Raw genomic sequence first — 13,212 nt, forward strand, 5'->3', positions numbered from 1 at the left:
ATCCTAGGCGCCCGGTTCGGGTGGGCCTTCCGGGCGAGTCCGGCCAGCGAACCGGACAAACCGGTGAAATGCTGACAAAGATTTCCGTGCTCCCACACCCGCGCTCCCGGCGTGGTGACGAATCGGAGGCAGCCAGGTGAGCCGCAAGAAGGAACACACCCGACCCCTCCCCGCCGGGCCGCGGCCGACCGGCCCCAAGGCCGCGCACACCCGGCTGCCGGCGACGGGAGCGGTCGCGGTGGCCGCCGCGCTGGCCCTGACCGGGTGCAGCGGCGGCTCGTCCTCCTCCGCCCCGTCCTCGCCCGCGGCCGGCGCCTCCTCCGCCTCCAAGCAGGCCTCCCCGGCCCCCGCGCAGAGCGGGAACCAGCTGCAGGACGCGTACCAGAAGGTGATCGCCGACGTGCTGCCCTCGGTGGTGCAGATCGTCACCGGCGACAGCCTCGGCTCCGGGATCGTCTACGACGACAAGGGCGACATCGTCACCAACGCGCACGTGGTCGGCTCCGCGACCACCTTCACCGTCACCCTCGCCAACAGCACCAAGGCGCTGGACGCCGGCCTGGTCGGCAGCTACCCCGACTCCGACCTCGCGGTGATCCGGCTGAACAGCCCGCCGAGCGCCGTCAAGCCCGCGGTCTTCGGCGATTCGAGCAAGGTCGAACTCGGCCAGATCACCCTCGCCATGGGCAGCCCGCTCGGGCTCGCCGGCAGCGTCACCCAGGGCATCGTCTCGGCCACCGGGCGGACCGTCGCCGAGCCCCAGGGCGGCGGCTCGCCGGGCGCCACCATCGGCAACATGGTGCAGACCTCGGCCGCGATCAACCCGGGCAACAGCGGCGGCGCACTGGTCAACCTGGACAGCCAGGTGATCGGCATCAACACGCTCGCCGCCACCGAACCCGAGACCAACGGCGCGGCCGCCCCCGGCATCGGCTTCGCCATCCCGGCGTCCACCATCACCAACATCGCCGACCAGCTGATCAAGCAGGGCAAGGTCACCAACTCCGGCCGGGCCGCGCTCGGCATCACCGCCCGGACCACCTTCAACCAGCAGTTCCAGCCGGCCGGCGCGGTGATCGTGGCGGTCAGCCCGGGCGGCGCGGCCGCCTCGGCGGGACTGCAGCCCGGCGACGTCATCACCAAGATCGGCGACACCCCGGTCGACTCGCTGAACGCGCTGACCACCGCGCTGGCCTCGCTCACTCCGGGCACCAAGACCACCGTCACCTACACCCGGGACGGCAACACCCAGACCGCCGACGTCACCCTCGGCACGCTGCAGTCCCCGTAGCCCCGGTACGGCGCGCCGGGCCGCACGCCGCGCAAGGGTTCCGCGGGCCGCCTCCGTACCGGACCGGCGCCGGGCCCCCGTCACTGCCTCGACGGGGGCCCGGCGCCTTGCCGTGTCCGCGGGTCGGCGGCGGGCCGGGCAGATCGGCGGCAGGGCGCGAGGTCAGCGGCGGGCGGTGCGGGTGTGCCAGGGCAGCTCGATGGTGACGGTGGTCGGGCCGCCGTCCGGGCTGTCCACCAGGAAGACCCCGTCCACCGCGCGGACCCGCTCGGCCAGCCCGGCCAGGCCGCTGCCCGGGTAGGGGGCCGCGCCGCCCTTGCCGTCGTCCTGGACCAGCACCATCAGCTGGTGGTCGGAGCGCCAGACGTCGACCGAGGCGGTACGGGCGCCGGCGTGCTTGGAGACATTGGTCAGCAACTCGCTGACGGTGAAGTAGGCGATGCCCTCGACCGCCGAGTCCGGACGCTCGGGCTCGCCGTCCCGGCCGGTCAGGTCGACGTTCACCTTGACCCCGCCGGGGACGGTGCAGCGGGCCGCGACCGCCGACAGCGCGGCGTCCAGGCCGCGGTCGGTGAGCACGGCCGGGTGGATGCCGCGGGCCAGGTCGCGCAGCTCCTGCAGGGCCAGCTTCACCTCGCCGTGGGCGTTGTCGACCATCTTCGCGGCGGCCGCCACGTCCTGCTCGGTCTCCACCTCGCGCAGCCGCTCCTTGGCCATGCCGAGGTCCATCGCGAGCGCCACCAGCCTGGCCTGGGCGCCGTCGTGCAGGTCGCGCTCGATCCGGCGCAGGTCGGCGGCGGCGGTGTCGACCACCGTGCCGCGGTCGTCCTCCAGCTCGCGCACCCGCTCGGACAGCGCCCCGGGGAAGAGCAGCGACTCGATCAGGATCCGGTCGGTCGCGGCCATGCCGCGGATCACCCAGGGCAGCACCGGCCACAGCACCACGACCGAGACCAGGGTCAGGGTGAAGCTGAGGATGCCCCACGGCAGCATCAGCACGTTGTAGAGCGCGGTGCGCCAGTTCAGCAGGTCGGTCAGGTGCGCGATGGTGTAGCCGACCACACCCGGGCGGCGCGGGCGCACCGGCCCCGGCTCGTCGATCCCGGAGCCGTACGCCGCCCGCGCCCGGCGGCGGCCCAGCGCGCCCAGGGAACGCTGGGCGGCCAGCCCCACCGCCAGCAGCGGCAGGCCGACCACGGTGACGGACAGCCCCAGGCCGACCGAGAGCGTGGTGACGGCGAGGACGAACCCGGCGATGCCGAGCGGCAGGTTGAGCAGCAGGTGCCCGGCCCGGTGCCACATCCGCGCGCCGTACAGCGGCGGGCGCTCCATCCGAGCGTCCTGCTCCTTGACGGCGCCCACGGCGCGGCGGTGCAGCGGCTTCATCCGGATCTACCGTCCCTCTCGGTTCGTGTGACGGGAGCAAGCTTCCCGAACCGGGGGCGGTGGATGCCATGGGGGTGATACATCTTCCCGGTCGGGGGTTATCCCCACCCCCCGTCCCGGGCGCCGGGTGTTCACCGGGGTGTCCACGGGACGTCTTGCGGAGCGGGCAGGGTTCGGGCGGAGCGGAGCCGTCCCCTTAGACTCACGCATTGGCCATGGTTGTGGCCGTGGTTGTGACCGTGGTTATGACCGCGCGAGGAAACGTCGTAGAACTGCCTTGAGGGGCTGGTTCACGGCCGAGGTGGAGGCGAAGGGCATGGAGGGGCAGCAGGCGGCTGCCGTCGTGGCCGACCCGGCGGTCGGCAGCGGCTACTTCGACGCGTACGCCGCGATGGGCCTGCTGGCCGTCGTCGGGGTGCTCTTCGTGACCGTGGCGTTCACCGCCAACCGCCTGCTGCGGCCGGTGGTCCACTCACCCGAGAAGCTCCTCGCGTACGAGTGCGGCGTGGACCCGGTGGGCGAGGACTGGGCGCACACCCAGATCCGCTACTACGTGTACGCCTTCCTGTACGTGATCTTCGCGGTCGACGCGATCTACCTGTTCCCGTGGGCGACCGTCTTCGCCGCCGCCGGGTACGGCACCGGAACGCTGATCGAGATGTTCCTCTTCATCGGCTTCCTCGCGGTCGGGCTGCTCTACGCCTGGAAGAAGGGCGTTCTGGAATGGACGTGACGCACTCCCACTCGCACGGCGCCCAGGGCGGTCCCGTCCCGCTCGGGCTGCCGGACCCCGCACGCCCCGGCGCCGTCGAGCGCCGCGGCCTCGGACCGCTGGCCCGGCTCGCGCCGGACCCGGTCAAGGTGGTGCTCAACTGGGGCCGCCGCTACAGCCTCTGGTGCTTCAACTTCGGCCTGGCCTGCTGCGCGATCGAGTTCATCGCCGCGTCCATGGCCAAGCACGACTTCATCCGGATGGGCGTCATCCCGTTCGCGCCCGGCCCCCGTCAGGCGGACCTGATGATCGTCTCGGGGACGGTCACCGACAAGATGGCGCCGGCCGTCAAGCGGCTCTACGAGCAGATGCCCGAGCCGAAGTACGTCATCTCCTTCGGCGCCTGCTCCAACTCCGGCGGGCCCTACTGGGACTCGTACTCGGTCACCAAGGGCGTGGACCAGATCATCCCGGTCGACGTCTACGTGCCCGGCTGCCCGCCCCGGCCCGAGGCGCTGCTCCAGGGCATCCTCAAGCTGCAGGAGAAGATCGCCGAGGAGTCCCTGCCCGGCCGCTACGCCGCGCCCGCGGCGGCGCTGCGCCGTCCGCTGGTGGCGGGGCCGTCGGCGGATTCCGCAGCCGGGCCCGCGGCCGGGTCCGCGGCCGGGTCTTCGAGTGAGGGAGGGGTCTCGTGACCACGGCGGAGCAGTACGCGGCGTCGGTCGGGGAGTGGGCGACCGGCGCCGAGGCGTACGGGCTGATCACCGTCGACGTCCCGGCCGAGAACTGGATCGAGGCGCTCACCAACGCCAGGGACGTCCTGGGCCTGGGCTTCTTCGACTGGCTGAGCGCCGTCGACGAGCTCGGCGAGGGCTTCGCCGTGGTCGCGCACCTGGCCGCCGTCGAGGCGCCGGGCGTCCGGCACCTCGCGCTGCGCACCAGGGTGCCCCGCGACAAGGCGGCGCTGCCGACCGCCGTCCCCGTCTACGCCGGTGCCGCCTGGCACGAGCGCGAGACGCACGAGATGTTCGGCATCGACTTCCCCGGGCACCCCTACCTGGCCACCCTGCTGCTGCCGGACGGCTTCGAGGGGCACCCGCTGCGCAAGGAGTTCGTGCTCGCGGCCCGGGTCGCCAAGGACTGGCCGGGCGCCAAGGAGCCGGGCGAGTCCGACCACGGGGGCGGGCCGGCCCGGCGCAAGATGCAGCCGGCCGGTGTGCCGGACCCGAACGAGTGGGGGCCGCTCAAGGGCACCCTGCCGCCGGTCGCCGAGCGGCCCGCGCGCGGTGCACGGGCGGCGGGCGCGGCGGCGCGCACGCCCCGGGCGGCCGCGGCCGCCGGTGCGGCCGCCGGGGCCCCCGCTGCCGGTGCCGCTGCTGCCGGTGCCCCCGCCGAGGGCGCGCCCTCGGTGCGGGCGGACCGGCCGCGGCGGACGCGTTCCGTGGCGGAGGGCTCGGCGAGCCAGGCGGCTCCCGCCGAGGCGCCCGCTGCCTCCGCTGCCTCCGCTGCCTCCGCTGCCGGTGCCTCCGGCGCCAGTGCCTCTGCTGCGGGTGCCGGTGCTCCCGCCGAGGGTGCGCCGGCGGTGCGGGCGGACCGGCCGCGGCGGACCAGGTCGGTCTCCGACGGGTCGGTCAGCCAGACCGCCGACGAGCCGAAACCGGAGCGTCCGGCTCCGGCGCGGCCCTCGTCCTCCGACGCGCCCTGGCACAACCCGGTGCCGGCCCACGACGAGGAGACGCCGGGCCGCGAGCCCGCGGCCCCGTCGGGTGACCGGCCCGCGGAGCAGCCGGCCGAACCGGAGCAGAAGGACGAGACGGCGGCCGCCCCGGCCGACCGGGACGGAGACGGCGCGTGAACCTGCTCGACACGGTGCTGCGCTGCGTCGCCACCCTCGTCGTCTTCCTGGTGTTCCCGCTGGTCATCGGCCAGACCGAGCACAAGGTCATGGCGCACATGCAGGGCCGGCTCGGCCCGATGTACGCCGGCGGCTTCCACGGCTGGGCGCAGCTCGTCGCGGACGGCGTGAAGTTCGCGCAGAAGGAGGACATCGTCCCCGCCGGGGCGGACCGCCGGATCTTCCAGCTGGCCCCCGCCGTCTCGCTGCTGCCGTACCTCTTCGTGCTGCTGGCGATCCCGGTCGGTCCGAACGGCTTCGTCGGTCAGGCGATCGACGCCGGGCTGTTCTTCGTGCTGGCCGTGATGGGCGTCGGTGTGATCGGCAAGCTGATGGCCGGCTGGGCCTCGGCGAACAAGTTCTCGCTGCTCGGCGGTCTGCGCACGGCCGCGCAGCTGATGTCGTACGAACTGCCGATGGTGCTGGCGGCGGCCTCGGTGGCGATGGCCGCCGGCACGCTGTCGCTGCCCGGGATCGTGGACTCCTGGCAGTGGTACTGGCTGCCGTGGCAGATCATCGGCGCGTTCGTGTTCTTCACGGCCGGCCTGGCCGAGCTGCAGCGCCCGCCGTTCGACATGCCGATCGCCGACTCGGAGATCATCTTCGGTGCGTACACCGAGTACACCGGTCTGCGGTTCGCGCTGTTCCTGCTGTCCGAGTACGTGGGCATCCTGGTGATCTCCGCGCTGACCGCGGTGCTCTTCCTGGGCGGCTGGCACGGGCCGATGTCGGACCAGCTCGGCTGGCTCTGGATGCTCCTCAAGACCTTCGCGCTGGCCTTCGTGGTCATCTGGCTGCGGGTCACCTACCCGCGTCTGCGCGAGGACCAGCTGATGCGCTTCGCGTGGATCGGGCTGATCCCGCTCGCCCTGGTCCAGCTGGCCCTCACCGGCATCATCAAGGTGGCGATCTCATGAGCTTTCCCGGTGTCGGCCTGGCGAAGGGCCTGGCCGTGACGCTGCGGACGATGACGAAGAAGAGCGTCACCGCGCAGTACCCCGACGTGCAGCCGGTGCTGCCGCCGCGTTCGCGCGGCGTCATCGCGCTGCTGGAGGAGAACTGCACGGTGTGCATGCTCTGCGCGCGCGAGTGCCCCGACTGGTGCATCTACATCGACTCCCACAAGGAGACGCTGCCGGCGGCCGAGCCGAACGCCCGGGCCCGCACCCGCAACGTGCTGGACCGGTTCGCCATCGACTTCTCGCTCTGCATGTACTGCGGGATCTGCATCGAGGTCTGCCCCTTCGACGCGCTGTTCTGGTCGCCGGAGTTCGAGTACGCCGAGACGGACATCCACGAGCTGACCCACGAGCGGGAGAAGCTCCGCGAGTGGATGTGGACCGTCCCGGCGCCGCCGGCGCTGGACCCGGCGGCCGAGGAACCCAAGGAGATCACCACCGCGCGCAAGGCCGCGGACAAACTGGCCGCGGCCGCGGCCGCGGCACCGCAGGCACCGGAATCGGAAGGGAAGGGTGACGACGCATGAGCACCGCCGCCACGCTTCTCGCGGCGACCGGCTCGTTGGAGCCGGCCGCCCGTTCCTTCCTGTCCCCGACCGGCCAGGAGATCGTCTTCCTGCTGGTCGGCATCGCCGTGCTCGGCTCGGCTGTGGTCGCCGTCACCACCAAGCAGCTGGTGCACGCCGCGCTCTGGCTGGTCGTCGCGCTCGGCGGGCTGGCGGTGGAGTTCCTGCTGCTCACGGCCGAGTTCATCGCCTGGGTACAGGTGCTGATCTACCTCGGCTCGGTGGTCGTCCTGGTGCTGTTCGGGCTGATGCTCACCAAGGCGCCGATCGGGCGCTCGCCGGACGCCGACTCCAAGAACCGCTGGGTCGCCCTGGTCGTGGCGCTGGCCTCGGCCGGGACGCTGGTCACCCTGGTGGTCGACGCCTTCCGGACCTCCTGGATCGACCTCGGTACGGGAGGTGGCTCGGCCGCCGTCACCGGGGCCAGTCTGTTCCGGCACTGGGTGCTGCCCTTCGAGGCGCTGTCCGTGCTGCTGCTGGCGGCTCTGGTCGGCGCGATCGTGCTGTCGCGCGGGGACAAGCGGCGGGTGCCGGCGCCCCGGGCGGGCAGGCTGCGCGCCGGGCGGCCGGTCGGGTCGAACGGGACGGTCGCCGCGACCGCGCCCCGTACCGCGCCGGAGGCCGCCGTTCCGGGGACTGCCGCCGGGGCCGCCGCTCCGGGAGCCGCTGCGCCCGCGCCGTCCGCGCCGTCCGCGCCGGAGGAGAGCTGATGCACCTTGCCTACCCCGTCGTCCTCGCCGCGCTGCTGTTCAGCGTCGGCGTGTACGGCGTGCTCGCCCGGCGCAACGCCGTCCTGGTGCTGATGTCGGTCGAGCTGATGCTCAACGCCGTCAACCTCAACCTGGTCGCCTTCGACGCCTGGCTGCGCGACTCGCTGCACGCCGGGCAGGCGCTCACCCTGTTCACCATCACCGTCGCCGCCGCCGAGATCGGCCTGGGGCTCGCCATCGTCCTGCTGCTGTTCCGGGCCCGGGGCACCGCGGACATCGACCGGGCCACCGCGCTCGGCGATCCGGCCGAGTCGCTCGCCGTCGAGGAGGCGCCGAACGGAGCCGAGGCGCTGAAGGGCCAGGCCGCCGCATGAACCTCGCCCTGCCCGCACTCGTCCCCGCGCTGCCCGCGCTCGGCGCGGCCGCGACCCTGGCCACCGGCAAGAAGGCGCCCGGGCTGGCCCGGCCGCTGGCGATCGTCCCGGTCGCCGTCTCGGCCGTGCTCGCGCTGGTGGTCGCCCTCCAGCTCGGCACCGGCCAGACCCTCGACGTGGCCACCCGGCTCACCCCGACCGGCGGCCCGGACATCTCCCTCGGCTTCTACCTGGACGGCTACAGCTCGCTGATCTCGGTGCTGGTCGGCCTGGTCGCCACCTGCGTCCAGGTCTACTCGACCGCGTACCTCAAGCAGGACCCGCGCTACCCCTCGTACGCCGCACTGGTCTCGCTGTTCACCGCGGCCATGCTGCTGGTGGTCTACTCGGGCGACCTGATCGTGCTGCTGGTCGGCTGGGAGGTCATGGGCGTCTGCTCGTACTTCCTGATCGGTCACCACTGGGAGACCGAGGACGCCCGCTCGGCCTCGCTCAAGGCCTTCCTGGTCACCAAGCTCGGCGACGTGCCCTTCCTGTTCGGGATCTTCCTGCTGGGCGCGGACGCCGGCAGCTTCCGGATCACCGACGTGCTGGCCGCCGCGACCGAGGGCCGGCTCGGCCACCCGACGCTGATCGCACTGCTGCTGCTCGGCGGGGTCGCCGGCAAGAGCGCGCAGTTCCCGCTGCACACCTGGCTCCCGGACGCGATGGCCGGCCCGACGCCGGTCTCCGCGCTGATCCACGCCGCCACCATGGTCGCGGCCGGCATCTATCTGGTCTCCCGGCTGCTGCCGGTCTTCCTGCTGTCCGGCGCGGCGCTGGTCGTGCTCGCGGTGATGGCCGCCGTGACGATGATCGGCTCGGCGCTGTGCGCGCTCGCCCAGGACGACCTCAAGCGGGTGCTCGCCTACTCCACCGTCGGCCAGCTCGGCTACATGGCCGGCGCGCTGGCCAGCGGCGACCGCGAGGCCTCCGTCTTCCACCTGGTCAGCCACGGCGCGTTCAAGGCGCTGCTGTTCCTGGCCGCCGGTGTGGTGATCCACGCCGCCCACACCAACTCGATCTCCGCGATGTCCCGGATGCCCGGGCTGCGCAAGCGCGTCCCGGACGCCTACTGGACGATGGGCATCGCGCTGGTCGCCCTGATCGGGCTGCCGCCGTTCTCCGGCTTCTTCAGCAAGGAGGCGGTGCTGACCGCCGCCGAGCACGCCGCCAACGGCGAGGCGCTCACCAACGGGCTCGGCCCGGCCTCGGCGGTGCCGGAGGCGGCCGGGTGGGTCGTGCTGATCTCCGCCGCGCTCACCGCACTGCTCACCGCCGCGTACGCGACCCGGCTCTTCCTGGTCGCCTTCCACAGCCCGGCCGGTGCCGCCGCTGCCGCACCGCAGGTGCTGCCCGCCGCGGACGGGGCCACCGTCGTGGCCGACCACGAGGCGGACGCGCCGTACTCGCCCGAGCTGGACGAGGCCGACCCGGCCACCGCCGAGCCGCCCGCGATGCGCTGGCCGCTCTGGGTGCTGGCCGTCCCGACCATGGCCTTCGGCGTCACCAGCCTGCGCACGGACTGGCTGCCCGCGCTGCTGGACGGCGGCTCGCTGCGGCCCTCCGGGGTCACCGCCGTCACCGGGACCACGCTCGCCGTGGTCGGCATGCTCGCCGCGTACGGCGCCTGGCGCTCGGCGACCGCCCGGCTGGGCGCCGGCCGGCCCGCCCCGGCAGCAGCGGGCCGGGTGCCGGAGCAGGCCGGATCCCCAGCCGTCGAGGTGATCGTCGCCGACCCCGGGCGCACCCTGCTCGGCCCGCTGTTCGGACCGGCCAGGCACGGCTTCGGCGTCGACCGGCTGTACCACGTGCTGTTCGTCCGACCGGTGGTCGCCGCCGCCCGACTGGTCCGCTTCCTCGACCGCGAGGTCATCGAGACCTACGTGCGCGGCAGCGGCGTGGGCGCCAACCTGCTCGGCCGGGCCGTCCGGCTCGCGCAGACCGGCAACGCGCAGACCTACCTCAGCGCCCTGCTGGCCGCCGTCGTCCTGCTGACCGTCCTGGTGGCGGTGTAGCCGGTGCTGTCCTTCACCCCCGTCCCCTCGACCGCCGCACGTAGGAGCCCCCGATGAACGCAGTCCTCATCGCCCTCCTGGTGCTGCCGCTGCTCGGCGCCGCGCTCACCCTGGCGCCGGTGTTCGGCCCGGAGCGAGCCGTCGCCGACCGCCGGGCGCTGCGGCTGAACACCGTCGTCACCGGCGTGGCGCTCCTGCTCGCCATCGCCCTCGCGGCCGGCTTCGACCAGGACGAGCCCGCCCGGATGCAGGCCACCACCGACGTGTCCTGGATCCCGGCCCTGCACGTGCGCCTCCACCTCGGCGTGGACGGCGTCTCGCTGCCGCTGATCGTGCTGACCGCGCTGCTCACCTTCCTCTGCGCGCTGTACTCGGAGAAGCGGCTGCCGAACGGGGACGCCCGGGGCGGAGCCCCTGACGAGCCCCGTCCGTCCGCGCAGGCCTTCGTCGGGCTGTTCCTCCTCCTCGAAGTCGGCATGCTCGCCACCTTCGCGGTGCTGGACCTCCTGCTCTTCTTCCTGGCCTTCGAGATCGTGCTGATCCCGATGTACTTCCTGATCGCCCGCTGGGGGAGCGGCGCGAAGGCCCCGGCCGCCAACCGCTTCATCCTCTACACGCTGCTCGGCTCGGCGGTGATGCTGCTCGGCTTCCTGCTGATCGGTACCAGGACCGGCACCTTCGACATGCAGGCGCTGGCCGCCGCGCACGGCAGCGGGATGAGCCACACCACCCAGGTGATCGCCGGGCTCGCGATCCTGCTCGGCCTCGCGGTCAAGGCCCCCGCCTGGCCGCTGCACAGCTGGCTCCCCGACGCGCACACCGCCGCCCCGACGGTGGGCTCGGTGCTGCTCGCCGGCGTGCTGCTGAAGATGGGCACGTACGGTCTGGTCCGCGTCCTCCTCCCGATCGTGCCGGACGGCACCACGACGCTCGCCCCCTACCTGGGCGCGTTCGCGGCCGTCGGCATCGTCTACGGCTCACTGGCCTGCCTGGCGCTGGCCCGCCCCGGCGCCAAGGGCGACCTCAAGCGCCTGATCGCCTACTCCTCCGTCGGCCACATGGGCTTCGTGCTGCTCGGCATCGCCTCCCTCACTCCGGTGGGCGTCAACGGCGCGCTGTTCGCCAACATCGCCCACGGCCTGATCACCGGCCTGCTGTTCTTCGTCGTCGGCGCGCTCAAGGACCGCTACGGCACGGCCGACCTCGACACCCTCGCCGGCGCCACCGGCGGCGCGCTGTACGGCAGGGCGCCACGGCTCGGCGCACTGCTCGCCTTCGCCGCCGTGGCCAGCCTCGGCCTGCCCGGCCTGGCCGGCTTCTGGGGTGAGGTGCTCGCCATGTTCGGCGCGTTCGACCCGGCCGAGGGCCTGTCGCGCCCCGCCTTCGTCACCTACATGGTCCTGGCCGGTCTCGGCACCCTCCTCACCGCCGCCTATCTGCTGATCATGGTCAAGCGCGTCTGCATGGGCGACCCCGAGCAGCCCGCGCCGGTGGCCGAGGTGGCCGACGTGCGCCCGTACGAGGCCGTCAGCTGGACGCCGCTGGCCGCGCTCACCCTGCTCGCCGGCCTCTGGCCCGCGCTGCTGCTCGGCCTCTCGAACCCCGCCGTCAAGCACCTCCTCGGGGGTGGCTGACCGTGCTCGCAGCCCAGACCGCCGCACTCGGACCTCACTCCACGGGGCAGCACACTGTGACCTCCCTCGCCGTAGCCAACCCGGGCAGCCTGATCCAGTCCGTGGACTGGGTGGCGATCGCGCCCCCGCTGATCGCCGCCGTGGCCGCCCTCGCCGTGCTGGTCACGGACCTGTTCCTGCCCGAGCGGCACAAGAAGTGGCTCGGCCGCCTCACCGCGGCCGGACTCGCCCTCGCCCTCATCGCGCTCCTTCCCCTCACCGGTGGGTCGCCCCGAGCGACCTTCTGCGTGCAGAACGTAACAGGAGCCACTGACACTCCGCCGATCGGCGCCGCTGCGGCCGGCTGCTCCTACGTCGCCGACCACTTCGCGCTGGTGTTCCAGCTGCTCGCCCTCGGCGGCGCGCTGATCGCGGCGCTGCTGTCGATCCACACGGTGGACGACGAGAAGCTCCCCCGGGGCGAGTACTGGTTCCTGCTGCTCTCCAGCGCCACCGGCGCCGCCCTGCTGCCCGCCTCCCGCGACCTCGCCACCATGGTGATCGCCCTGGAGGTCGCCTCGCTGCCCGCCTTCGCCCTGGTCGCGCTGCGCCGGGACGGCCGGGGCGCGGAGGCCGCGCTCAAGTTCTTCGTCTCCTCCGTGACCGCGACCGCCGTGATGCTGCTCGGCATCGGCTTCGTCTACGCGGCGAGCGGCAGCCTGCACCTCGGCGCCGTCGCCCAGGGCCTGGAGCACGCCCCCGGACAGCTCAAGCCGCTGGCCGAGGCGGGCGCGGTGCTGACCCTGGTCGGCTTCGCGTTCAAGGTCGCCGCCGTCCCGTTCCACTTCTGGGTCCCCGACACCTACACCGGCGCCCCGCTGCCGGTGGCCGGTTACCTCTCGGTGGTCGGAAAGGCGGCCGGCCTCTCCGGGCTCGCCCTCGCCACCACCGTCGCCTTCCGGCCCTACGCGCACACCTGGGGCCTGGTGCTCGCGGTGCTGGCCGCCGTCACCATGACCGTCGGCAACGTCGGCGCGCTGCGCCAGCGCTTCGACACCCGGTACAGCGCGGTCCGGCTGCTCGCCTGGTCCTCGGTCGGCCAGGCCGGGTACCTGCTGGTGCCGCTCGCCGCGGCCGGCTACGCGCCGACCGGGGCCGACCAGCTCGGCGCCACCGCCGCGTACGCGCTGATCTACGGCGTGGTGAACCTCGGTGCCTTCGGGGTGGTCGCGGCGGTCGGCCGCCGGGCCGGGACCAGCGTGGACGACTTCCGCGGCCTCTTCGCCCGCCGTCGCTGGACGGCGCTCGCGCTCGCCTTCTTCCTGCTCTGCCTGGCCGGGCTGCCGCCGGGCGTGATCGGCCTGTTCGGCAAGGTCGTGGTGTTCCGCTCGGCCGTCGACGCCGGGCTGGGCTGGCTGGCCGTGGTGATGGCCGTCAACGTGGTCGTCGCCCTGTACTACTACCTGCTGTGGACGGCGCGGCTGTTCGCCCCGGCGGCCGAGGCGCCGGCGGGCGTCGCCGTCGAGACCGAGCGCCGGCTGCCGGTCAGCCTGTCCGCGACCCTGGGGCTCACCGCCTCGGCGGCGGTGGTCCTGTCGGTGGCACCGCAGCTCGTGCTGCAGGTCGCGGGCGGTTCGCTGTTCTGAGCCC

12 protein-coding genes are annotated in these 13,212 nt (G+C 73.4%); 11 read left to right on the forward strand and 1 reads right to left on the reverse strand.

Annotation, left to right across the window (positions count from 1 at the left end):
* The first annotated feature begins 214 nt into the window (after positions 1–214).
* Positions 215–1,291: a S1C family serine protease gene (locus ACIRST_RS24940; RefSeq protein ID WP_402804434.1), complete on the forward strand. Its 1,077-nt coding sequence runs from the start codon at positions 215–217 to the stop codon at positions 1,289–1,291.
* 162 nt (positions 1,292–1,453) lie between these two features.
* Here ACIRST_RS24940 and ACIRST_RS24945 read toward each other — a convergent pair whose 3' ends face one another.
* A complete protein-coding gene (locus ACIRST_RS24945; RefSeq protein ID WP_402804401.1) occupies positions 1,454–2,677 on the reverse strand; it encodes a sensor histidine kinase in 1,224 nt (407 codons plus the stop codon).
* A 316-nt stretch (positions 2,678–2,993) separates the two neighbouring features.
* Here ACIRST_RS24945 and ACIRST_RS24950 point away from each other — a divergent pair, with 316 nt between their 5' ends.
* Genes ACIRST_RS24950 through ACIRST_RS24995 form a run of 10 tightly spaced genes read left to right on the forward strand, consistent with a single transcriptional unit; the run spans position 2,994 to position 13,208 of the window.
* Positions 2,994–3,410 (forward strand): NADH-quinone oxidoreductase subunit A, encoded by a 417-nt coding sequence (locus ACIRST_RS24950; protein WP_350521727.1) that lies wholly within the window; start codon positions 2,994–2,996, stop codon positions 3,408–3,410.
* A complete protein-coding gene (locus ACIRST_RS24955) occupies positions 3,401–4,084 on the forward strand; it encodes an NADH-quinone oxidoreductase subunit B (protein WP_396549066.1) in 684 nt (227 codons plus the stop codon). Before ACIRST_RS24950 ends, ACIRST_RS24955 begins: the two co-directional genes overlap by 10 nt.
* Positions 4,081–5,244, forward strand: a complete 1,164-nt coding sequence (locus tag ACIRST_RS24960; protein ID WP_402804403.1) for an NADH-quinone oxidoreductase subunit C — start codon at positions 4,081–4,083, stop codon at positions 5,242–5,244. The genes ACIRST_RS24955 and ACIRST_RS24960 overlap by 4 nt, the downstream gene beginning before the upstream one ends.
* Positions 5,241–6,200 carry an NADH-quinone oxidoreductase subunit NuoH gene (gene nuoH, locus ACIRST_RS24965; protein WP_402804406.1) on the forward strand — a complete coding sequence of 320 codons (960 nt, stop codon included), beginning with the start codon at positions 5,241–5,243 and terminating at the stop codon, positions 6,198–6,200. The genes ACIRST_RS24960 and nuoH overlap by 4 nt, the downstream gene beginning before the upstream one ends.
* Entirely contained in the window at positions 6,197–6,769 is a 573-nt protein-coding gene (locus tag ACIRST_RS24970) for a NuoI/complex I 23 kDa subunit family protein (RefSeq protein WP_402804408.1), read from the forward strand. Before nuoH ends, ACIRST_RS24970 begins: the two co-directional genes overlap by 4 nt.
* Complete coding sequence (locus tag ACIRST_RS24975; protein WP_402804410.1) at positions 6,766–7,518, forward strand: NADH-quinone oxidoreductase subunit J; 753 nt, start codon at positions 6,766–6,768, stop codon at positions 7,516–7,518. The genes ACIRST_RS24970 and ACIRST_RS24975 overlap by 4 nt, the downstream gene beginning before the upstream one ends.
* On the forward strand, positions 7,518–7,892 hold the full coding sequence (gene nuoK / locus ACIRST_RS24980) for an NADH-quinone oxidoreductase subunit NuoK (protein WP_396549074.1): 375 nt from the start codon (positions 7,518–7,520) through the stop codon (positions 7,890–7,892). The genes ACIRST_RS24975 and nuoK overlap by 1 nt, the downstream gene beginning before the upstream one ends.
* Entirely contained in the window at positions 7,889–9,949 is a 2,061-nt protein-coding gene (locus ACIRST_RS24985; protein ID WP_402804412.1) for an NADH-quinone oxidoreductase subunit L, read from the forward strand. The genes nuoK and ACIRST_RS24985 overlap by 4 nt, the downstream gene beginning before the upstream one ends.
* A gap of 53 nt (positions 9,950–10,002) precedes the next feature.
* Positions 10,003–11,583 (forward strand): NADH-quinone oxidoreductase subunit M, encoded by a 1,581-nt coding sequence (locus ACIRST_RS24990; RefSeq protein ID WP_350521543.1) that lies wholly within the window; start codon positions 10,003–10,005, stop codon positions 11,581–11,583.
* Positions 11,584–11,639: 56 nt separating this feature from the next.
* The gene (locus tag ACIRST_RS24995) at positions 11,640–13,208 is read left to right on the forward strand and encodes an NADH-quinone oxidoreductase subunit N (protein WP_402804414.1); all 1,569 of its coding nucleotides are present in this window, start codon (positions 11,640–11,642) and stop codon (positions 13,206–13,208) included.
* The last annotated feature ends 4 nt before the right edge of the window (positions 13,209–13,212 follow it).

This window comes from Kitasatospora sp. NPDC101447 (assembly GCF_044767225.1).
GTDB lineage: Bacteria > Actinomycetota > Actinomycetes > Streptomycetales > Streptomycetaceae > Kitasatospora.

What these genes read in the sequence shown, in the direction of transcription:
- ACIRST_RS24945 (WP_402804401.1), bottom strand. Translation starts at nt 2,677, where the DNA reads ATGAAGCCGCTGCACCGCCGCGCCGTGGGCGCCGTCAAGGAGCAGGAC.
- ACIRST_RS24950 (WP_350521727.1), top strand. Translation starts at nt 2,994, where the DNA reads ATGGAGGGGCAGCAGGCGGCTGCCGTCGTGGCCGACCCGGCGGTCGGC.
- ACIRST_RS24955 (WP_396549066.1), top strand. Translation starts at nt 3,401, where the DNA reads ATGGACGTGACGCACTCCCACTCGCACGGCGCCCAGGGCGGTCCCGTC.
- ACIRST_RS24970 (WP_402804408.1), top strand. Translation starts at nt 6,197, where the DNA reads ATGAGCTTTCCCGGTGTCGGCCTGGCGAAGGGCCTGGCCGTGACGCTG.
- ACIRST_RS24975 (WP_402804410.1), top strand. Translation starts at nt 6,766, where the DNA reads ATGAGCACCGCCGCCACGCTTCTCGCGGCGACCGGCTCGTTGGAGCCG.
- nuoK (WP_396549074.1), top strand. Translation starts at nt 7,518, where the DNA reads ATGCACCTTGCCTACCCCGTCGTCCTCGCCGCGCTGCTGTTCAGCGTC.
- ACIRST_RS24985 (WP_402804412.1), top strand. Translation starts at nt 7,889, where the DNA reads ATGAACCTCGCCCTGCCCGCACTCGTCCCCGCGCTGCCCGCGCTCGGC.
- ACIRST_RS24990 (WP_350521543.1), top strand. Translation starts at nt 10,003, where the DNA reads ATGAACGCAGTCCTCATCGCCCTCCTGGTGCTGCCGCTGCTCGGCGCC.